The organism is Convivina praedatoris (genome assembly GCF_933208495.1).
In the GTDB taxonomy this organism is placed as follows: Bacteria; Bacillota; Bacilli; order Lactobacillales; family Lactobacillaceae; genus Convivina; species Convivina praedatoris.
The window spans coordinates 1-20,948 of the sequence record NZ_CAKOET010000011.1; the positions used below are offsets into that span (position 1 = coordinate 1).

The following is a 20,948-nucleotide window of genomic DNA, read 5'->3' on the forward strand; positions in this document are numbered from 1 at the left end:
TCCACGCCACCAAGTGGTTCAAATTCTGATAGTGACTCCACGCCACCAAGTGGTTCAAATTCTGATAGTGACTCCACGCCACCAAGTGGTTCAAATTCTGATAGTGACTCCACGCCACCAAGTGGTTCAAATTCTGATAGTGACTCCACGCCACCAAGTGGTTCAAATTCCCATAGTGAATCTACGCCACCAAGTGGTTCAAATTCCCATAGCGAATCTACGCCACCAAGCGGTTCAAATTCCCATAGTGACTCCACGCCACCAAGTGGCTCAACATCAACTAGTGAATCTACCCCACCTAGTCAGTCGACTTCCATTAGCACCTCGACGTCTACTAGCACTTCAACCTCAACTTCGACAACACCGCCGAACTTACCACCAACCAGTAAACAAGACCATTATTCCGAAACTCTTTTGAGTTTGATGATGGTTAACGCCATGCTCTTTGTAGGTATTAAGCGGTATCGGAAACAGTAATGAACGTTAGTAAAAACCAGTTATCATATTGTTGATAACTGGTTTTTTTTATTAGTGGATTGTGAAATAATCAAATGATCAATTTATGTGAAAAAATTATAAATATGATAAACTACTAGTGTCAAATTTTAGATTTGGAAAGAGAGATATTTATGGATCTGCGCCGAAACGTAATTACGACGACGTATCGAAACAACCCTTTGGATTGGAAGGCCTTAGTGAAGTTTTTAGTGGTATTTGTTGGGATTATTCTAATTACTTTTATCAGTATGATTTTCATCAAGCCTGATTTTGAAAATGTTTTACATGAATTGGGAAAACAAATGCCCCATACTAAAAATGGGATGAATACCTTCATTGCCCTATTTTTCAACAATGCTTTTCGGGTATCATTGATTGCCTTTATTTTGGCCTTAATACCAATTCCTTATCTATATTTTTTGAATTTTGGCGCTACGGCAGCTTCTATCGGTTTTGTGTATTATCTTCTGCTAGTGCTCCCCAAAGTGAGCTTTTTACAAGTAATGGTATTAACCCTACCCCATGGCATTTTAGAAACGATTGGATTAGGAATTGTCTGTATCGCTTTAGCTAAAATTAATCGAGTAATTTGCCGACGAATTTATCGTCGTAAAAAAGATGTTTCAATTAAAAAAACGATTATTGCTAGCTTTAAAACGTATATTTTGTATGCCGTGCCAATTTTATTAATTGCTGCTTTGATTGAAGCTCTTATTACACCGCTACTGGGATAATGATGTTTCTTTTATATAAACAAGCTTTCTGACCACCACGCCGGAAAGCTTGTTTTTTATTGCTTAAATTGGATTTGCACGTATTCTTGGTACAGTGGCAAGGTATTGAGTAGTTCTTGGTGGGAACCGTGGCCACTAACTGTGCCATGGTCGATAAAATAAATATCATCAGCATCCACAATTGTGCTGAGCCGATGGGCAATGATTAAGGTTGTTCGGCCCTTCATTAATTGCGTCAAGGCCTTCTGCACCATGGCTTCTGATTCAGAATCTAGGCTGGCAGTGGCTTCATCCAGCATCAAAATTTTAGGATTGCGGAGAAAGGCCCGGGCAATTGCTAGTCGCTGTCGCTGGCCACCAGATACTTTAACGCCCCGCTCACCTACTTGGGTATCAAGACCGTTAGCCATTTCATGGACAAAACCATCGGCATAAGCCGATTGCAATACTTGCCAAAGTTCTTCGTCGGAAAAGTTACCATCTAATCCATAGGTTAGATTGTGACGAATGGTTCCGTCCATGATGGCTGAATCTTGTGAAACAAAGCCGATTTGCTTGCGCCAATCGGCCAAATTAATATCGGTAATATTGGTGTCACCAATTTTAATTGAACCAGAATTAGGTTGGTAGTAACGCTCTATCAAACTAAAAATTGTTGATTTACCACTACCAGAAGGACCCACAAAGGCGACCGTGGTGTTAGGTTTAGCCACCATGTTAATACCCTTTAAAATCAACTGATCGGAACCGTAAGAGGACTTAACGTCCGCCATTTCAAGCGCCAGATCATCAACGGTTTGGGCATGACCAGTGATGAAATCTTCTTGCCTTTCTTCCATCAAATCTTGCACGCGGTCAGTGGCGCCGTTAGCCTTGGATAAGTCCGTTAAGAAACGGGCCAAAGAATTTAGGGGGCCGATGATTTGGAACAGATACATTAGAAAGGCAAACATGGTGCCAACCGTCATGGTACCAACAGCAATTCGATGGGCACTATAAGCAAGTACCCCAACAAACAATCCCATCATGACCATTTGCATCAAGGGGAAGGCCACGGAATCATAAAGGGCTTCTTTCAGGCCAATTTGGTAGAGTTTATCGACCATTTTGTTACCACTTTTGGTTTCATAATCTTCGGCATCCGAGGATTTGACCAATCGAATTTCATTGAGTGTCTCTTCGGCCTTACCTGAAAAATTTGCTAATTCATCTTGGCGTTGATGACCAACCTTGCGAGCTCGACTCATGATGGGACGCATCACTAGGGTAACGACTGGAACGGCGATAAACATCACAATAGTCATCTTCCAGTCCATAAAAAGCATGATGACTAAGGCACCAAGTAATTGGAAAATAGATGAAATCGAACTAGGAAAAGATACGGCCAAGAGGTTTTTGATTTGATCGGAATCATTGACTAGGCGAGAAGTCATCATACCGGTTTTGACCTCATCAAAGTAGCTCACTGGAAAGCGTAAAATACGATTCCAGAGTAACTTACGTAAATTGGCGACCACATTTTCACCAAAGGAACCCAGTAGGACACCGGATAAAGCGCTAATTAAGGCACTAGCTAAGAATAGAGCTACTAGGCCGATAACTAGGACGGAATCAATCCCTTTGGAAAAGTTATTGACCATAGATTGGGCAGCTTTGGGCACTAATAGTTGTGCCCCAGTTGCTGTCAAGCTTAGAGCCAATCCCAGCCATAATTGCCAGTATTTGGGTTTAGTTTGTTGGACTAGATTAACAAACCGATTGAAATTAAATTTTTCCCTTGTTTTAGGAGACTTTGCTGCATTCATAAAAATTTACCCCGAATTATAGTAAAATAAAAGTACAGATAGTTACGCTACTAATAGTTAGATATCTAAACGTAAAATGAGTATAATAGTTAGACACCTAACTGTCAACTAATTTCCGAGGTAAGTATGTCCCATAGTCAAGAAATTCAAGAATTAATGTTACAAGTTAGCCATTATCATCGTCATCAGATTATCAAGGATATGCCAATCACCCTTCAGCAGGGTCATGTTTTGCGGATTGTGCAGCAAACTCCGGGTATTATTCAAAGTGATTTGGCCAAACTCTTGCACCGTCGAAATCCAACAATTTCCAATATTTTAGTTAATTTAGAAAAGCAGGAGTTAATTGAACGCAAAGTTCCGGAGGACAATGTCCGGGCCAAAGAGATTTATTTGACATCGAAGGGTGCAGATTTGTGTCATAGTATGCGGGCTAAATTTAAATCCTATGATGGCATTCTAACGAAGCATTTAGATGAACACGATCAGCTAGAATTGATTCGGATTTTGAAGAAGATTGTAGCTAGTGATTGATTCAGTTTGGTGTGCAACTGATATTACCTTTTATCCCCTCCATTATTGGCGTAATAACCGGTGGCAAAGCCTGCTAAGAGTTTAAAAATAATTAAATTTACCGTGATTCATTTGCTATTGTGGCGCTGTATATAAGATGATGTTTATAAAGTATATAGTTAAACAAATGGGGAGTAATTGATGAACTTTTTTAAACCAGATGCCGTTAAAATCGGCTTCAAAACCTATCTAGGGCGAGCGGGTATTTTATTTTTATTACTAGTAGCAATGGAGTTTGCCGATATTCCCTTGGGAATACTCAGTGAGTTCAAGGTTAATTTAGTCCAAACAATCTTGTTGGGAATTGCCTATATTGCAGCTTGGACCATTGTTATTTTATTGGGTTACTACTATTATCAAAAATTATATAAAAAGCCCCTTCATAATTTAGCAAAAAATGATTATATCTTAATTGTGACCTGCTATCTGGTGGCGATGGCATTGGAACATGGTTTATCATATCTTAACCAGTGGCTTTATCACCAAACTGAAACCCAAAATGATCAAGCGATTCAAGCTATTATGGACAGCAATTCAGCTTCGTTAGTGTTAATGGTCATATCAGTTATCATTTTTGCACCAATCTGTGAGGAATTATTGTTTCGTGGTTTATTAATTAAAGGGCTGCTGCCGAATGTGAATCCAAACTATGCCATTGTGATTAGCGGTTTAGTCTTTTCGGCCATGCACCAAAGTTCTAATGTTATCAGCTTTGCCATCTACGCGGTGATGGGGATGTCCTTTGCTTACGCCTATGTTAAAACTGATCGTATCGAAGTCTCGATTGCTTTGCATATGTTGAATAATACGGTGGCAACCGTGTTAAACTTTATTTGATTTCTAGGAAGTTCCGGCTGTGGTCGGGGCTTTTTCATTGTAAAAAGCCCTTCCCTTTGCTATTAATACTTGCTTTTAAAATGTTAATTTTTCTTGCTACCATTAGGAGATGAGTCCGGTTTTAGTGAAGGAAAACGATATGAACTTTAAGGAAGATATCAAGCAATTACAGACTGAGCAGAGTTTAACCAGTTTTTAAGCTATACAACGGCCTACACTAGGTTGCCAAGTGAAAAGGTAATTAGTCCCAATAATACCAAACACGGCCATTGGATGGTTTGGTTTACTGACAATGAGATGGGGAGTCAATGGTCAAAGTTAACGCTGACGATTGATTTCAATTAGGGTCTCAAAAATCCTTATGTCATGGTTTATCACAAAGATAATTACGTTAAAATCGCGCGAATTGTGCCAGAAAGTACGGTCAACACCCTGGTTAAGGGGGATTTATCAGCCCTAGATAGTTTATTAACAAGTAAAATAAGGTAGATGTAAAAGAAGCCAAGCCATTTCATGATAAAAAACATCTTTCAGTGACGGTACAAAAATTGGAAAATATCGAAAATAAATAGAAAAAACGTATGCCTTAGCATACGTTTTTTCTAATACAATCCATTGTTATCTTTTCTTATCTAAGCTAGATATAGCCAGTGTGTAAAAAATCAATCCGAAAAGGAAATTATCACTTAACCAATGTGGTAAAAGGATAACATGTAAATCATTTAAAACAATTAGGATGACATAAGTGAGCATAAAAATAGTTAGGGCTAGCATAATTAAATGGCGCGAATTCTTGATGTTCTTCATGATATTTACCTACATCCTAGGGTGAAATTTTAAACTAATTATATAACTATATGTAATCTTGTTCTCAATTTCTCAGTGTAAATAAAAAAATGCCTGAAGGCATTTCTTCAAAAAATCTTAGTGCTTACGACGGTAAAATAGTACGCTAGTCAAACCAAGAGCAGCAAGACCAAGAGCAAGAATTGAACCTTGCTTGTTGGCACTACGCTCAGCAGTTTGTGGCAAGTCGGATGACTTAGCCATCTTGGCAGGAGTACTCTTACCACCATTGTTAGCTGGGGTAACGTTAGTTGGTGCGACTGCCACAACTGGTGTTAGATTACCAGCAGTCTTAGTAGCAACTTCATCGGCAGCCTTGTTGTCAGCGTTAGCCTTATCCAAAGCGGCAAAGGCAGCATCCAAGGCCTTAGTAGCTTCAGCGCGTTCCTTTTCAGCCTTGTCAAGGGCATCCTTACTAGCATACTTGGCTTCTTGAGCGGCCTTCAACTTATCAGCTTGAGCGTCCTTCAAAGTATTGAAAGCAGCGTCCAAGTCATTAGTAGCAGCGTTACGAGCAGCTTCATCAGTGTCAAGAGTTGTCTTAGCAGTACCTACATCAGTTTGGGCTTGAGCAAGATTATCTTGTGCAGTCTTAACGATGGCTTCGTTTTGCTTAACAAATTCTTGCTCCTTAGCGACTGCTTCGTTGTTAGTGTTGTTGGCATCTGATGCCTTCTTTGAAGCGGCATCAACAGCAGCCTTAGCAGCATCCAAAACCTTTTTGAGCTTGTTCCAAAACCTTAGTAGCTTCGTTACGACTAGCTTCATCCTTGTCCAAAGTTGCCTTGGCATCGTTAACCTTATCTTGAGCCTTGTCTACTGCATCCTTGGTGTTATCAACGTCATTCTTAGCTTGCTTAACACTAGCTTCGACCTTGGTTACGTCATTAGCAGCATTGGTGTTGTCAGTGTTGGTATCAGCAGCCTTAGCCTTTTCTGAAGTAGCCTCCTTTTGGTTAGCAGCTGAAGCTTCGCTGTCAACAGTATTAGCTGCGTTTTGAGTATCAGTAGCCTTCCTTTGCAAATCGGCCAAATTAGTTGGTGTAGTTGATTGAGCAACGTTCTTAGTTGAGGCAACAGCAGCTGGCGTAGTCACTGCAACGGGTGCAGTTTGACTTGCTGTAGCTTCATCAGCGTTGGCAGTGGTGCTAGTGGTAACAGCTGTCGTACCCAAAAAGGCAGCAGCAATCATCATGGAGTAAACCCAATGCTTACCATCCTTGTACATCTTATAATTTTCAGTTGACGTGTCCATAACAATTCCTCTCTTTCAATCCACAGACAAACACTAAAAGCAGATGTAGATTATAATTCCCATAAAGGAACATAACCACAAATTGAGTATACCACGATATTCCTTGTTGGGAACATGAAAGTGCTTTCATAAAGAATCATGTAGTTTTTAAAGTGTTTTGTAACTAGGTTTTATAGGGGGTTTATTTGAATGTTCAAAGAGAAAATATTATAATTTACTTCATTGGACAGTTTATACATGTGGGAAGGAACAGTAATATGGGTAATAATACAAAGAATAAAATTAATTGGTTGGAAATGTTAATGGGCATTTTGTTCATTATTTTGGCGACTTCTATTTTTAATCATCCAATTAGTTTTTTGGTTTCATTTTCTTTTCTATTTGGGATTATGGCTTGGGTTGGTGCGGTACATACAACAATTCAAGCACGTCAATTTAAAAAAGATGGTTTAGTTAATAATAATTATTGGCTATTTAAAGTATTAGTAGATGTGTTAATTGGTTTCATCTTTATCTTTCACGTTGGTGTCGGCGTTAGTACAATTGGAATTTTGTTTGCCATTTGGTTTATCGTTGATTCAATTGCGCAATTGTATATGAGCCGGATTGGCTTGCATATCAGCGCTATCATGGGTACCTTCTCAATGATTATTGCGGCAATTAGCTTGGCATTAGGCATTATCCTCTTGTTTAGTCCAGTTATGGCAGCAACAGTGTTGGTTTATATGGTTGTCTTTTACTTATTCTTCTTTGGTGTTTCTGCCATTGTGGATGCTTTCTAAGACAGCAAAAAGGCCTTGACGGAAGAAACCGCCAAGGTCTTTTTAGTAATATGGTAATCAAAAAAACAGCCATCTCTGACTGTTTAATCTAATTGCCCCTGCTGGGATCGAACCAGCGCATGGAGGTACCAAAAACCTCTGCCTTACCACTTGGCCAAGGGGCAATAGCTATTTATTTATAACCGTTAGCTATGATACGGTATGGGAGCGGTAGGATTCGAACCTACGAACCCGAAGGAACGGAGTTACAGTCCGTCGCGTTTAGCCAGACTTCGCTACACTCCCGTTGTCTCAAACAACTATATTATAATAACAATCTTTTGGTTGCTTGACAAGGGTTTATCTCGTATTTATTTAAATTAAGATTAAAACCGACAAATATTTAACGAAAATTACCAGATTTGTACTCGATCGGCCGGCTCACGCCACATGCCGTCCCTTTTTTGGACCTGATAAGTGTCAAAGAAGAGATCAAAGTTAGTAACTGGTACGTTAACTCGTAATTTTGCAGGCGCATGGACATCAATACTGGCTAGTAATTTCAAGTAGTCATCGCTTGCCTTTTGACGCCAAATCTGAGCCTGATTTTCAAAAAAGTCGTGCACATTAAATTCTGGATCAGCCTGGGCAGCTGTGAGGGCGGCCGAAATACCACCCAAGTCAGCGACGTTTTCCGATACCGTCAGGTGACCGTTGATCTCTGCCCCAGCACTTTCCAAACCGTCGAATTGTTCTTCGATTAACTTGGTACGGGCTTCAAAGTTTTTAAAGTCGCTTGGTTGCCACCATTCATGCAAATTACCGTGCTCATCAAAACGAGCCCCGTTGGTATCAAAAGCGTGCGTAATTTCGTGGGCAATCACGGTTCCAATACCACCGAAATTAGCCGAAGCACTTTGATTTAACTGGTAGAATGGTGCCTGCAAAATCGCCGCTGGGAAGACAATCTGGTTGAAGTCCGGTGAATAATAAGCATTAACGGTGTCAGCTGACATTCCCCAAACCTCGGCATTAGGTTTTTGATGCCATTTGCTCAAATGGTAAGTAACGGCTTCCTTACTGAAGCGAATAATGTTATCCACCAACGATTGTTCCGGATCCACCGTCCGATTGACCAAATAGTCGGGAATAAAGTCTGGATAACCAACTTTGATGGTCAAGGCATTAAGCTTGACCTTGGCTTTTTCTAAAGTGGCTGGGGTCAACCAATCATTGTGTTCAAAACGTTGTTCGTAAACCTTAATGATACTTTTAACCATTTTAGTGACGTCAGCTTTAGCCTGAGGCCCAAAGAAGTTTTCACCGTACCACAGGCCAACCACACTAGCGAAAAAGGCGTGAGCTTGGCGAAAGGCTGATTTTTGAGGTTCGCTAGCTTCGGCAGTTCCTGATAATGTTCGTTGATATTGACCGGCTAGAACGCGCAAATCGTTACTAAGGAACGGTGCAATTTCCAAGACGGCTTGAATCATGGTCCAAGCCTTGATGGCCTCGAAGTTTTTGGCCTGATAAATTTCCGCTGCCTTATCCCAAAACTTAGCATCACTAATAATGACCTTCTCAACGGAGCTATCCAAAATTTCGGTTAAAGTTGCGGATAAGTCATACTCAGGAAGCTGTTTTTGCAAATCAACCAAGTCGGTTGGATGGTAATTCTTCCAATAATCGGACATTTCTTCGTTGCTACTACTACGATTGGCAATCAAATGGTCAAAGGCCAAAGCTTGATCGACCATTTGATCAGCTGTTGCTTGGTCAAAACCGACTTTAACTAAAATTTCCTTGACCATTTTGGACCAAACGGCTAGTAATTGTTGACTGCTTTCAGGGTCGTCATAACTAGTTGTATCAGGCAAGATAATGTCGGGTGCTGTTAACCATAGTTCGTTAATGGCCGTATTTTTAGAATCAGGACTAATCCCAAAGGCTAGTTCTGTGGTATAAGCGTCTTTAATAAGTTGACCGGCATTTGTTTGCCATGCTGACCAATTGGTAATCTCTTGTAAAGGCGCCAAGTATTGCGTCACAATCTGTTGGATGCCCTGCTGGCGCTGATTCCAGTTGCTGGTTAATTTGTGAAAGGCGACAAAGTTTTTTAAGGTAGCGGGAATGGGCTTTTTCCCACTTTCAAAATCAGCTAGTTCTTGTCGCTCTAGCTGTTCAATATCTTCAATCAAGTCGTAAAAACCACCGGTAGCTGGTTTATCGGCTGGAATGGTGGCCTGATCAATCCAATCACCGTTGATTGCTTCGTAAAAATCGTTTTGTAATCTAACCATTGAGAAAACCTCCAGGATTTATCATGTTTCTGATTGATTGAGTGTTTGTGCACCAACATCTTTTTGTAAATGTAAAATTTCTACTATTGCATAAATGGAAATGATGCCGATACAAATGAAAGTCATGCTGTAAGAAGTTCTAACTGAACTAAATTGTTCAAAAATAGCTACTAAAGTAGCTGAAAAGCCAATTCCTAAGCCTTGCGATAGCATTTGAACAACTGCTTGCAGGGTATTAGCGGAATTTTTTTGTTGCGATTGGAGTTCAGAAAAACTAAGGCCATTATAACCTGTTAAGGCCAAAGAACGACCAATTCCTGAAATAAAAGCGAGACTGACAATCAAAATCGGATTAGTTTGTCTGGTAAGAAAGGCAAAACCAAAGGTACTAAGTGTAGCAACTATTAGACTAGTGGCAATGGTCCGACGATAACCTAAGCGTTGAATGATGGGTGTAGTAAACGGCTTTATGATTAGATTTCCCAGGAAAATAAATAAGACGTAGCTACCAGCTTGGACGGCATTCCAACCAAAAGCAATTTGTAAGAAGAGTGTCAATAAGTAAGGTAACGCACCAATGGTCATCCAAAAAATTGTGCCACCAGATTGATAGACCCGAAAGGAAGGAATTTTTAGTGCATCTAGACTAAAAAGAGGATGTTTAGCATGTTTGAGATGATAAAAAGCGCCTAATCCAGCGACGATACCGCCAATTAGTAGTAATAGACCCAAAAGAAGTGATTGCATACCATGGCTTAAAATTTCAGAAGATATTAACAAACTTACCCCTGTAATGGAGACTAGGAGAAAACCTAGTAGATCAAAAGGATTTTGTTCAGGTTTATTATGGTCACGAATCGCCCAGTGGCCGGTTAAGAGAATTAGTAATCCAATTGGGATATTAATGTAAAAAATCCAATGCCAATCCAAATAAGTAATAATATAGCCCCCTAATAAAGGAGCAATGGCTGGGGCAATCAGAGCCGGCCAAATTAAATAGGAAAGAATTTGGAGTAGTTTGGGCGCTGGTGTGTGGGCTAAAATCATTAGTCGACCAACCGGAATCATCAAAGAGCCAGCCATACCTTGAATAATACGCATACACAGTAGCATTGGTAATGTAGTAGCTAAACCACCCAAGCCGGAACTAATCGTAAAGAGTGTTACTGCACCTAAAAATAAAGTGCGGCGCTGAAATATTCGTGCTAACCAGCCGGATAAAGGTATAAAGACGGCTGAAGCTAGTAAATAAGACGAAATTACTAAACTAGCACTACTTTGTGATACCGATAAATCATTAGCAATCCGTGGCAAAGCGGTTGTGACAATTGTGCTGTCTAACATTTGCATAAAAAAAGCAGCCGCTACCACTAAAGTAGCCTGCTTTAATTGAGCTATGGTCATTTCTTGATTATCCATTTACTTATCCCCAATATTGAAGGTAGCGGGTCGATATTCTACTAATAGACTATTATCAGCCTGCACCTGACGATGATTATCAGGGAAATTGGCCCGAATAGCGGCTAAATCATTGGGATTTAAGGCTAAAGGTTGGTCTAAAATAAACCACTCAATATTTTCTAATAAAGGTGGTGTGGTTAGCGTTCCCTGATAATGATAGTAACCCTGTGATTGGGGTAGTAGCGAGCGTAGCGAAAAGGCAAGTTGGTTGGCATGAAATAACTGTTTTAAGGCTAAACTGGTTTTATTTGAATCAGCCACCAGCCAAGCACCGAGGACTGCCGTTTGCTGGGCATTTTTGAGTACTAGATGTAATTCACCATCGTACCGTTGACCATCAAGGAGGTGTTCGGCCCCATCGTGAAAGTGAAAACGTTCCATTTGCCAGTCTTGACCATTAATAATCACTTGACCTTCACAAAAAAACTGCTGACCACTGGGGATTTCTTTAGCAGTTATCCCTCGCAGGTTATTTAGGATAATTTGAATTTGGCTAAGTGGTCCTGATTGGACTTGGCTGGTTTGAATATTAATCGGAGACTGGTTGAAACTGCGGGTGGTTTGGGACCATTGGTCTTGTTCACGGTAATTAATACGTGCCATTTGACGCTCCTTTTTGAGTGTATAGAAAAGAGCGACTCATACTCAGAAGTATGTCGACGCTCTCTAGATGGGATAAAATCCAATGCTGAAACTACCCAAGGTAGTGACAACTATCGTTTTGCTCTTGTTCCGGAAACTCACACATGTTAACCATTTTGCCATCTCGCTCTGGTTATCACTAGTTTATCAAAAAATGAATAAAAAACAAGATAGACCAAAATTAATTTCTGTGAATAAACAGGTGTCGAAGATGGAGATATTAACATTTACAAGGTAATATATAAACTAGCATACATCAATGAGGCCCCGCCTAAAACGAAAAGATGCCAATAAACGTGGCCCATCGGGATTTTGGGGATTAGATAAAAAATCGTGCCCAAAGAATAAACAATCCCACCCAATAGTAGTAACCAAAAGGCCGTGTGGTTAAGATTTTGCCATAAAATTGGCATGGCTAGAATAATCACCCAACCCATGATGAGATAAATTAAAACCGATAGCCACGGCCAGCGGCCAACTAAAAATAAATCATAAATTAATCCAGCCATGGTCATAGTTAAGATGGTCCACCAGATGGCCCAACCCTGCCAACCGCCAATAATTAGCCAGGTGTAGGGCGTGTAACTACCCAAAATAACTAAGTAAATCCCAGCGTGGTCAAAGAATTGGAAAAGTTTAGCTGCTCGAGTGAAAACGAGAGAGTGAAATAATGTTGAGGCTAGGAGGAATAAGCTAACGCTAATGATGTAAATTAAAATAGCACTTAGTTCTAAACCAGAAACTGTATGCCGATAGACGTGCAACAGTAAAAAAATACTGCCCAACACTGCTAAGATAAAGCCAATACCGTGAGTGGTGGCATTTAAAACTTCGTAGACAATTTGATATTTTTTTGAATGGTTTTGCATGGGAATTCCTTTTTAACTATTTATTTGTCAGGTGATAAATATATATGATTAATTAAAATTAAGACTATACCAATTTGACCTGTGTACGATTTAGCGCTATACTTAGCACATGTTGAAATTGGTTTAAAGTAAAGGAGTGTATAACATGGAAATTACATTTACAAAAGTTGCCACTGATCGTTTGCAAAAGTTTCTAAAGCCCGGTGTAAAGATGGTTTTGGATTTTGATGATGGTGTGGGTCCTTTCTCTAAGGAAGCAAATTGCACGCTATCAGTTGCTTATAATCTTTTGTTTGTTAATCAGGATGCAGATTTGCACGATTTCGGTTTGGTAATTCCAAGTAACTTGGGGGATGTTTACGCTAAGCCTTATTCCAAGGACCAGATGGATGAAAAGATGACCATTGATGTCAATGAAAAGTATCTCCGCTACAGTTTGAGTGGTCAGAATGGCGAAATCGATAGTAGCATGGGAGTTAAGGATTTGGCCTAAAGCCTTACCACTTATTCTATACTAAACTAAGTTAGTAACCTAAACATTTTTAAAAGACAGCCTTCAAGGCTGTCTTTTTGTGTATTACTGGACGATCAGCTTCTAACATAACAAATCGTAAGCTTGGAATTTATATTAATCCATTACTATATGAAGTATACCAATTAGATAAAATACACAACTAAAGCAATGGTTATTTTTAAAAGTCAGTGATACAGTTGCGTTGTAAATAGTATGTAACATAGACAAGAGAAGCAATTTCGACTATGCCGTTTTTAGAAATACGTAACGCATATAAATCATATTAATTAGGAAAAAAGCAGATTTTATTTCAATTTTATATGAGTCGGTTGGCGGTAAAGTTGAGTATGATTAAAGCTTTATCATATAATCAAAATGTGTAGAGGAGGATTAGTATGACACCAGATAAATTTTTTCAACAGGCAAAAGATGCTGGGATGGTACCCAGTGATTCGAGTCTCCAATCAGCCTTTCAGTTTGGCGTCGACGCCGATGGATTAGCTCAGCTAGTACTATTGGGTGTTAAGACAGCCACTACCAGTGGTCTTGATGTTTATGAAGCGGATGAAGAATTACCACAAATTGGCGCTTATGATATTGTCTTAGATGGTCAGAATGAACCAGTTTGCATTATCCAAAATAAGCAAGTTGAGATTGAAAATTTCTTGCTGGTTAATCAAGCACATGCATTCGCTGAAGGTGAGGGGGATCGGAGCTTGGTTTATTGGCGACGAGTGCATCAGGAGTTTTTTACCAAAGAGTATCAATCTTTTGGTAAAAAGTTCGATCCAAAAACGGCTCGAGTTGTGTTGGAAAAGTTTCAGTTAGTCTATCCTCTTGAAGGAAAATAAGGCAATCGACTGGAAGATTTACTTTGTGATTTTCCAGTCTTTTTTAAACGCTGAAGGCTCCAAATCATAAGGGAACGTAATAAATTAGGAAATATTTTTTAAAAGTGGATGAATTTCTAAAAACGCCTTAAGCAAGGCGCTTTTTATTTTCAATAATTATAATTGGTATATTTAAGTTCCTTTTAAGGGAATGTTATTATTCGTTTGTTATACATGCATAAATAGCACAATTGTTTCTAAATATCCAAATTGGTACTATACAGAAAATGATTAGATAATCATGGGTTGTTTATTTAGGAGATATTTTATGAAACAAGAATATAGTGCTAAGCGTTTTAAAATGTATAAAAAAGGAAAAATATGGGTTTATGCTTCTTTAACTGTTGCATCGGTCTTGGGGATGAACTATTTTTCGATGACTTCTGTTAGCGCAGATAATCAAGTTGTAAAAACCACTAAAAATGATAATTCGAGTGTGGCGGTTTCTAACTCAGCAAGTACAAGTGCTGGTGCGCTAACGTCAAACTCGGCGAATGATAATTCTAAAACTGCTATTGTAGCAGGTATGGAACTTAGTGAATCAACTAGTACGGAAGCAAAAAAGATCAACACATCAGATACTTCTAAACAAGGGGTAAATTCCACTACTCAGTCTACTGTTACGCAATCTGGAGAAACTAAAAAGGAAGTTACTACCAGTCAAAGCAGTATTGAATCGGAAAATATTAACTCAGTTTTGAAGAAAGCTAATATTGATATTAATAGCTTTACTCCGGATGAAATTAAACTGTTGAATCAAATTGATTTTTCTAACTCAGCACAAGCAGGGACACGATTAACGTATAGTGATTTTCGAAAGATTGCTGACACCCTAGTAGCACAAGATGGTAAATATGCCGTACCATTTTTTGATGCTAAACAAATTCAAAATTTCCCCGCAGCCTATACAAAAGATGCTCAAACTAATACGGTAGAGCACTTGGATATATGGGATAGTTGGCCAGTGCAAAATCCTACAACTGGGCAAGTAAGTAATTGGAATGGATATCAACTTGTTATGGCCATGATGGGCGTGCCAAATCAAAATGATAATCATGTATACCTTTTGTACAATAAATATGGAGATAATGAATTAAGTCATTGGAAAAATGCTGGGCCAATCTTTGGTTATAATGCCACCGCTGTGTCACAGGAATGGTCAGGTTCTTCTTTGGTTAACCCAGATGGATCTGTACAGGTTTTTTATACGCAGGTAGATACTAGTGATGCTAATTTAAACCATCAAAAGCTAGCGACAGCTACTTTAAATTTAATTGAAAAAGATGGTGAAATTGTTGTTGATAGTGTGGAAAATAACCACATTCTTTTTGAAGGTGATGGATATTATTATCAGAGCTATAATCAATGGCGTGCCACTAATAGAGGTGCTGATAATATTGCAATGCGAGACCCTCATATAATTGAGGATAGTGACGGTAGCCGATATTTAGCTTTTGAGGCAGCAACAGGCGTTCAAAATTATCAGGGATACAACCAGATTTTCAATTGGAAAAACTATGGTGGTGATACTGCGCAAAATTTAAAGGACTTTTTCCGATTACTGAGTGATGAGGATATGAAAAGCCGAGCAACTTGGGCCAATGCTGCTATTGGTTTGTTAAAGTTAAGCGATAATGATAAAAATCCGACAGTTTCGGAACTTTACACACCATTGCTTACTGCTAATATGGTGAGCGATGAAATTGAACGCCCCGATATTATAAAGATTGGTGATAAATACTATTTATTTGCTGATACGCGGTTGAATCGTGGTAGTAATGATGATGCTTGGCAAAAAGCTAATCTTGCGGTTGGAGACAACGTAGCAATGGTGGGTTACGTATCTGACCGCTTAACAGGTGGATATGTACCTTTGAATAATTCTGGGGTTGTGTTGACTTCTTCAGTTCCAGCTAATTGGCGTACTGCAACGTATTCTTACTACGCCGTACCGGTTGAAGGGCATAGTGACCGTGTTTTGATTACTTCATATATGACTAATCGTAATTATGTGGCCGGGGACGGAATGAATTCGACTTGGGCTCCTAGCTTCTTGTTGCAATTGAATTCAGATAATACTACTACCGTTCTGGCTAGAACGACTAAACAAGGTGACTGGATTTGGGATGATGGAAGTCAAGATGATTCCACAATGGGAACTTTGGATACCTCTGCCCTCCCAGGTGAGAAAGAAAAACCTGTTGATTGGGATTTGATTGGGTATGGTTTGCATCCACATACTCCAGTTACTCCTCTTATACCAATAATGCCTAACGTACCGCCAGTAACACCCAACGTACCTCCTATAACACCTAACGTCCCCCCTATAACACCTGACACTCCAACCAATACACCAGTTATTCCTGGTTTGCCAATAACTGACAAAGACGGTAAAAGTGTCAGTGCTCTTGGTTTGCTAGTTGCTAGTTTATTAGGCCTCGTTGGTGTTACGCGTTACCGTCGTATGCATTAATTAACTAATGAATGAGGTTGGTAGTTACGTTCTAACCTTAAACTAAAAAACGTTATCCACTGACATTGGTGAATAACGTTTTTTAATCGGCATTAATTACAAATAATAGCGAATGTTGTTGAGCTTTGCTTCGAATTCTTCTTTAGAAATGACGCCCTCTTTTAGGTATAATCGCAAGCGTTTTTCCCGTTCCAAATGATAATTTCTCTTCTTTAATTGATAATTCCTTCGATTCCTATCAAAACTTGAGTTCCAATCGACTCCTCCGTGTACCATGGCTGAGCCTCCTTTCGCTTTTCATCCATCCTAACATGAGATGGGCTCCAGAAAGCGTTTTCCTAACAAACTGTAAGGCTAGGGAAGAAAAATTATTGGAAATGAGTTTTGTAAATTAGATATCGCAAAACATGTGAAAATTCAGTAAATTATAAGTTTCGGTAATCATTGTGATTGTGCAACTAAAGATTAGGAGGGCAATCATGCAATTAATCAATAATGGAGCAACATTTGTTCTTAACCAGACCAAGTTTGCAGCATTTGATTCAAAATTAAATTCTGTTGCAAATCCTGCCACGGATTCGTTAAAGAGTACACCAGAGAAGTTAGAAAGGATTAAAAAGGGTCTTGGATATTAGACTAGTACCATTTACTAAATTAAATCGATACTTTCATATTCTCAAAATTAAATATCGGTGGAGACCTTTTTCGCTTAAGTGTAAGAGAATTTTATTTAAAATAGTAATTAATTCTATTGGGACCAAAACTAGAAAGTGATAAATGTGGTGAAAATCATTTTAAGATGTATAAAAAGGTAAGGTGTGGCTCTGCTTGTCGATTACCATTCTATCACTGTTAAGTCTACTGGATGCAACCGCCAGTACGAATACCGAGCAAGTAGACAATCAGCCGACCAATGATCAGATGGAAACTCAGGCCGACACTCCTCGTTCAGTGGTGAACGTACTCGCGGTTAATCTGCAGACCACGTTCCCGAGAGTAGTGCCATTGATTAAGCCAGTAACCTTTCTGTTTCGACGACTAGTCATGGCCATGATTGGCTATGTGTCTGACTATCTGACCGATGGCTATTAATCATTAAATTCTACCGGAGTTGTGTGAACTTCTTCTGTGCCAATTAATTGGCGAATGGCTACTGATTCATACTATGCCTTGCAGTTGCTGTTCATGATGACTGTGTGCTAATCACTGCTTATAATGACTAACCACAATTATGTGGCTCTGGTCAGGGGATGAATTCAACCTGGGCGCTTCGTTTCTTGGTTCGTTTAAATCCAGATAATACTACGACTGTCTTGTCACACTCTACTAAGCAGGGTAATTGGATCTGGAATGCTGATATTCAAGATGATTCCTTATTGATTAGTAATGATATTGACTTTCCAGATATTTCTAAAGAAGGTGCGATGAGATATGAGTTTTAAACTAAATTCACATAGGTATAACATTTAGTAAAGTATCCCGATACATGTATGTATTGGGATACTTTTTTATTAAAAAAATATAAAAATTGGTCTATGTAAGATATTTTATTTTTTATAGTTAATATATGCACCATTAGTAATTAGTAGGACTATTAATTTTGAAATCTGTTTATTAGAATTACGCATAATATATTAGCATAAAATGCCATTAATAAAGAGTTTATGTGCGATGTTGTTTGGGCGTCCATCGAAACATGTTGTGGTACAAAAAATGGAGCAGTTTTATCTACTGATAAAAGGAATATTTATCAGCTTAAATTGGTAAGATTATTAAAATTCCTTATATGTCAACAATAGGCTTGAAAAGGAAAATATTAGAAGAATGCTCACTCTTTTTTATGTATCATTATTGCTGTGTTGTTATATAATAGGAAAACGCAAAGTAGTGTATGTCACACAAATTAGGAGATAGATATGAAATCGAACAATATTTTTGATCGTAATTCGGTCAAAACGCATTTCAAGATGTATAAGTCTGGGAAGCTATGGTTGGTTTCTGGAATTAGTTTATTCACTCTTGGATTAGGGGGGTCAGCGAATGTTTCCGCTGATACCACTGCTAAGGCTGATACAACTGATGATCAATCCGTGACCTCGGTTCAAAGTCAACCAACTTTGGTCCAGCAGAGTCAGGTGGTTCTTTCGCCAGAAAATTCTACTGCTAGCCGGTCAGATTCAGCTACTGTAGTAGAACAGTCTGCATCTAAGAGCACATCTTTGAGCCAAAGCCAGGCTGATGCGAAGATCAAACAACAACAGTCTGTTTCTAATGAAGATTCTTTGAGTAACAGTGCTAGCCAAGCTACTGATAAAGTTCAAAGACAAGTTGGTGCAACGCAAAGTACGACGGGGAATCAGGGTGCTAGCCAGAGCAATTCTCAGACGTCAACGTCCGAGCAATCGGCTGGCGATACTTCACGCCATCAAGATTCACAAGTCGATACTCAGACGACACCTCAAACAACTAGTGCTACTCAGGAGGTAAACACCCCTAGTGTTAGCGTTAGCCAGACACTTTTGATTCAGGATATGGGTCAAGCCACATCTCAGGCTAATAGCACCTCTTTAAGTCAGGCAAGTAGCCAAGCTGACTCACAATCTGACAATACTCAGTATAGCCAGGATTTGAGTCAGGCTGTTTCACAAGCAAATAGCACTTCAATCATTGATTCTGCTAGTAATGTAGCATCACAATCTGATAGTACTTTGTTGGCCCATGATTTAAGTGTGGCCAGTTCTTTGGCCATTCAAACCGCTGCTAGCCAATCAACATCTCGCGAGCAGGTTTCGGTTTTGGCTCAGGCAGCTTCACAATCTGAAGCGCAAACTTATGTTATCCAAGATCGCATGGACGCTTTGAGGGATGAAGATGATAATCAGTTAAGTTTTCGTGCGGCTACTGCTACGTCAGTTGCAACTAATAAGGATGATAAGGCTGGTCGAGTTACTGTTACTGACGGAACTGGAATTAATGATGTCTTCTCTAAGCCAACCCTTGACCCAACTGGTAAAAAGATTAATAACGCCGCTCAAATTAATGCGGATGGCTCAGTTGTTTTAACCGAAGATAAGCAGAGCCAAGTTGGTAGTATTGCCACTAAGGATAAGATTGATTTACAACATGATTTCCATATGTCTGGTACGATGGACATCGGACAGACGGGATATCCTAAAGGTGGAGACGGAATTGGGATTGCCTTTAGTAAGGAAAATACTGGTTCAGTTGGTTATTCTGGTGGCTTTAACGGCATTGGTGGACTACGGGATGTTACCGGTTTTAAGTTAGATAGTTTTCCTAATGATGCTCAAGCACCTAATCCAAAGGGTACCACACCAGAAGAAAAGCTTGGTTTTCCTGCCGATTGGAAGGGAGAAGATAGTAACGGAATTTATCGTCGTCCCTATGGTGCATTTGTTTCAACCGATGATCATGGTTATATCAACATTGATGATGGTAGCCAACAAATTGCTGGTGAAAATCGGACCCCTAAACGTCTTTCATGGGCTTTTCAGAATAACCGAAATACGCCGTTTTCAGTCGACTATAATGCAAGCACCAAGTTAATGACCATTACTTACGGTTCAGCAACTACCGGTGTTTTGAAGTGGTCTAAATATCTTTCTGATGCAGATATTGCCCAGCCTGTCGGGCTCTCAATTGCTGCGTCTACAGGTGGAAGTACTAATCGGCAAACATTCCAGTTGACTAGTATGGATTATTATCGTGCTGCAACTGTCAACGTTAAGTACATGGATGAAGCTGGTAACGAAATTGCTAAGGGCGATGTTACCTATCCCAATGGATGGCAAAAGGGTAAGACTTATCAAACTAAAACCCTGGATCTTAGTCCTAACTATAAGTATCTTGGCTTAGCGCCTGGTAGTTTGCCAGCTAATGGTAATTTGGGTGATTGGGGAGATAACGGAACAGTTACTTATCTCTACCATTACATCACTCCAGCTGAATCAACGTCAGCTTCTCAATCAGATAGTAGTTCGAAGTCGAATAGTATTTCAAAGTCTGCTTCACAATCAGAATCAACGAAGTCAGCAAGCACGTCGACGTCAGTTTCAGGTTCTGAATCAAAGGTCAAGAGTGAATCGGCTTCAACCTCAGCCTCAGTTTCAGGTTCTGACTCAAAGGCCAAGAGCGAGTCGATTTCGACGTCAACCTCAGCCTCTGGTTCTGACTCTGCTTCGACTGAGTCGGCAAGTGCTTCAACCTCAACTAGTGAATCGGTTTCTGGCTCAACGTCAGCTTCAAAATCAGCAAGTACGTCAACATCAGTTTCGGGTTCTGACTCAAAGGCCAAGAGCGAGTCGATTTCGACGTCAACCTCAGCCTCTGGTTCTGACTCTGCTTCGACTGAGTCGGCAAGTGCTTCAACCTCAACTAGTGAATCGGTTTCTGGCTCAACGTCAGCTTCAAAATCAGCAAGTACGTCAACATCAGTTTCGGGTTCTGACTCAAAGGCCAAGAGCGAGTCG

Annotated in this window: 18 protein-coding genes, 2 tRNA genes and 1 pseudogene; 11 read left to right on the top strand and 10 right to left on the bottom strand. The window is 39.6% G+C overall.

Annotated elements, in window-relative coordinates:
* Positions 1-477 (top strand): annotated as a pseudogene (locus M4974_RS07645) (MSCRAMM family adhesin SdrC); the annotation flags it as partial.
* A gap of 152 nt (positions 478-629) precedes the next feature.
* On the top strand, positions 630-1,232 hold the full coding sequence (locus tag M4974_RS07650) for a stage II sporulation protein M (protein WP_248706657.1): 603 nt from the start codon (positions 630-632) through the stop codon (positions 1,230-1,232).
* A gap of 56 nt (positions 1,233-1,288) precedes the next feature.
* On the opposite strand, the gene M4974_RS07655 is transcribed toward M4974_RS07650, so the two are convergent.
* Positions 1,289-3,037, bottom strand: coding sequence for an ABC transporter ATP-binding protein (locus tag M4974_RS07655; protein ID WP_248706656.1), 1,749 nt, complete (start codon positions 3,035-3,037; stop codon positions 1,289-1,291).
* A gap of 126 nt (positions 3,038-3,163) precedes the next feature.
* Between M4974_RS07655 and M4974_RS07660 the strand changes: the two genes are divergently transcribed.
* Complete coding sequence (locus M4974_RS07660) at positions 3,164-3,571, top strand: MarR family winged helix-turn-helix transcriptional regulator (protein WP_248706655.1); 408 nt, start codon at positions 3,164-3,166, stop codon at positions 3,569-3,571.
* Positions 3,572-3,751: 180 nt separating this feature from the next.
* Positions 3,752-4,447, top strand: a complete 696-nt coding sequence (locus M4974_RS07665; RefSeq protein WP_248706654.1) for a CPBP family intramembrane glutamic endopeptidase — start codon at positions 3,752-3,754, stop codon at positions 4,445-4,447.
* A gap of 924 nt (positions 4,448-5,371) precedes the next feature.
* Here the strand turns inward: M4974_RS07665 and M4974_RS07670 are convergent.
* Positions 5,372-6,061 (bottom strand): hypothetical protein, encoded by a 690-nt coding sequence (locus tag M4974_RS07670; RefSeq protein WP_248706653.1) that lies wholly within the window; start codon positions 6,059-6,061, stop codon positions 5,372-5,374.
* Entirely contained in the window at positions 5,994-6,548 is a 555-nt protein-coding gene (locus tag M4974_RS07675; protein WP_248706652.1) for a KxYKxGKxW signal peptide domain-containing protein, read from the bottom strand. The genes M4974_RS07670 and M4974_RS07675 overlap by 68 nt, the downstream gene beginning before the upstream one ends.
* 257 nt (positions 6,549-6,805) lie before the next feature.
* Between M4974_RS07675 and M4974_RS07680 the strand changes: the two genes are divergently transcribed.
* Positions 6,806-7,330 carry an HdeD family acid-resistance protein gene (locus M4974_RS07680; RefSeq protein ID WP_248706651.1) on the top strand — a complete coding sequence of 175 codons (525 nt, stop codon included), beginning with the start codon at positions 6,806-6,808 and terminating at the stop codon, positions 7,328-7,330.
* A gap of 92 nt (positions 7,331-7,422) precedes the next feature.
* Here M4974_RS07680 and M4974_RS07685 read toward each other — a convergent pair.
* The 6 genes from M4974_RS07685 to trhA form a co-directional block, all read right to left on the bottom strand.
* Positions 7,423-7,494, bottom strand: a tRNA-Gln gene (locus M4974_RS07685).
* Between the two features lie 38 nt (positions 7,495-7,532).
* Positions 7,533-7,615 (bottom strand) — tRNA-Tyr (locus M4974_RS07690).
* Between the two features lie 107 nt (positions 7,616-7,722).
* Positions 7,723-9,609, bottom strand: a complete 1,887-nt coding sequence (locus M4974_RS07695; RefSeq protein ID WP_248706650.1) for a M13-type metalloendopeptidase — start codon at positions 9,607-9,609, stop codon at positions 7,723-7,725.
* Between the two features lie 21 nt (positions 9,610-9,630).
* Positions 9,631-11,028 (bottom strand): MFS transporter, encoded by a 1,398-nt coding sequence (locus M4974_RS07700; RefSeq protein ID WP_248706649.1) that lies wholly within the window; start codon positions 11,026-11,028, stop codon positions 9,631-9,633.
* Positions 11,029-11,673 (bottom strand): carbonic anhydrase family protein, encoded by a 645-nt coding sequence (locus tag M4974_RS07705; RefSeq protein WP_248706648.1) that lies wholly within the window; start codon positions 11,671-11,673, stop codon positions 11,029-11,031.
* A gap of 266 nt (positions 11,674-11,939) precedes the next feature.
* Positions 11,940-12,581 (bottom strand): PAQR family membrane homeostasis protein TrhA, encoded by a 642-nt coding sequence (trhA, locus tag M4974_RS07710; protein WP_248706647.1) that lies wholly within the window; start codon positions 12,579-12,581, stop codon positions 11,940-11,942.
* Between the two features lie 145 nt (positions 12,582-12,726).
* On the opposite strand from trhA, the gene M4974_RS07715 reads away from it, so the two are divergent.
* The 3 genes from M4974_RS07715 (at position 12,727) to M4974_RS07725 (ending at position 16,458) form a co-directional block, all read left to right on the top strand.
* The gene (locus M4974_RS07715; RefSeq protein ID WP_248706646.1) at positions 12,727-13,074 is read left to right on the top strand and encodes an iron-sulfur cluster biosynthesis family protein; all 348 of its coding nucleotides are present in this window, start codon (positions 12,727-12,729) and stop codon (positions 13,072-13,074) included.
* A 416-nt stretch (positions 13,075-13,490) separates the two neighbouring features.
* A complete protein-coding gene (locus M4974_RS07720) occupies positions 13,491-13,946 on the top strand; it encodes an ASCH domain-containing protein (protein ID WP_248706645.1) in 456 nt (151 codons plus the stop codon).
* 307 nt (positions 13,947-14,253) lie between these two features.
* Positions 14,254-16,458 (top strand): glycoside hydrolase family 68 protein, encoded by a 2,205-nt coding sequence (locus M4974_RS07725; protein WP_248715904.1) that lies wholly within the window; start codon positions 14,254-14,256, stop codon positions 16,456-16,458.
* A 96-nt stretch (positions 16,459-16,554) separates the two neighbouring features.
* On the opposite strand, the gene M4974_RS07730 is transcribed toward M4974_RS07725, so the two are convergent.
* Complete coding sequence (locus tag M4974_RS07730; protein ID WP_248706643.1) at positions 16,555-16,734, bottom strand: hypothetical protein; 180 nt, start codon at positions 16,732-16,734, stop codon at positions 16,555-16,557.
* 203 nt (positions 16,735-16,937) lie between these two features.
* Between M4974_RS07730 and M4974_RS07735 the strand changes: the two genes are divergently transcribed.
* From M4974_RS07735 to M4974_RS07745, 3 genes are all read left to right on the top strand, one after another.
* Complete coding sequence (locus M4974_RS07735) at positions 16,938-17,093, top strand: hypothetical protein (RefSeq protein ID WP_248706642.1); 156 nt, start codon at positions 16,938-16,940, stop codon at positions 17,091-17,093.
* 615 nt (positions 17,094-17,708) lie between these two features.
* Entirely contained in the window at positions 17,709-17,900 is a 192-nt protein-coding gene (locus M4974_RS07740; RefSeq protein WP_248706641.1) for a hypothetical protein, read from the top strand.
* Positions 17,901-18,374: 474 nt separating this feature from the next.
* A partial coding sequence (locus M4974_RS07745) for a lectin-like domain-containing protein (protein ID WP_305883172.1) occupies positions 18,375-20,948 on the top strand: 2,574 nt, incomplete at its 3' end.

Coding starts and splice junctions, on each gene's coding strand:
- M4974_RS07650 (WP_248706657.1), top strand. CDS start 630: ATGGATCTGCGCCGAAACGTAATTACGACGACGTATCGAAACAACCCT.
- M4974_RS07655 (WP_248706656.1), bottom strand. CDS start 3,037: ATGAATGCAGCAAAGTCTCCTAAAACAAGGGAAAAATTTAATTTCAAT.
- M4974_RS07660 (WP_248706655.1), top strand. CDS start 3,164: ATGTCCCATAGTCAAGAAATTCAAGAATTAATGTTACAAGTTAGCCAT.
- M4974_RS07665 (WP_248706654.1), top strand. CDS start 3,752: ATGAACTTTTTTAAACCAGATGCCGTTAAAATCGGCTTCAAAACCTAT.
- M4974_RS07670 (WP_248706653.1), bottom strand. CDS start 6,061: ATGAAGCTAGTCGTAACGAAGCTACTAAGGTTTTGGAACAAGCTCAAA.
- M4974_RS07675 (WP_248706652.1), bottom strand. CDS start 6,548: ATGGACACGTCAACTGAAAATTATAAGATGTACAAGGATGGTAAGCAT.
- M4974_RS07680 (WP_248706651.1), top strand. CDS start 6,806: ATGGGTAATAATACAAAGAATAAAATTAATTGGTTGGAAATGTTAATG.
- M4974_RS07695 (WP_248706650.1), bottom strand. CDS start 9,609: ATGGTTAGATTACAAAACGATTTTTACGAAGCAATCAACGGTGATTGG.
- M4974_RS07700 (WP_248706649.1), bottom strand. CDS start 11,028: ATGGATAATCAAGAAATGACCATAGCTCAATTAAAGCAGGCTACTTTA.
- M4974_RS07705 (WP_248706648.1), bottom strand. CDS start 11,673: ATGGCACGTATTAATTACCGTGAACAAGACCAATGGTCCCAAACCACC.
- trhA (WP_248706647.1), bottom strand. CDS start 12,581: ATGCAAAACCATTCAAAAAAATATCAAATTGTCTACGAAGTTTTAAAT.
- M4974_RS07715 (WP_248706646.1), top strand. CDS start 12,727: ATGGAAATTACATTTACAAAAGTTGCCACTGATCGTTTGCAAAAGTTT.
- M4974_RS07720 (WP_248706645.1), top strand. CDS start 13,491: ATGACACCAGATAAATTTTTTCAACAGGCAAAAGATGCTGGGATGGTA.
- M4974_RS07725 (WP_248715904.1), top strand. CDS start 14,254: ATGAAACAAGAATATAGTGCTAAGCGTTTTAAAATGTATAAAAAAGGA.
- M4974_RS07730 (WP_248706643.1), bottom strand. CDS start 16,734: ATGGTACACGGAGGAGTCGATTGGAACTCAAGTTTTGATAGGAATCGA.
- M4974_RS07735 (WP_248706642.1), top strand. CDS start 16,938: ATGCAATTAATCAATAATGGAGCAACATTTGTTCTTAACCAGACCAAG.
- M4974_RS07740 (WP_248706641.1), top strand. CDS start 17,709: ATGAATTCAACCTGGGCGCTTCGTTTCTTGGTTCGTTTAAATCCAGAT.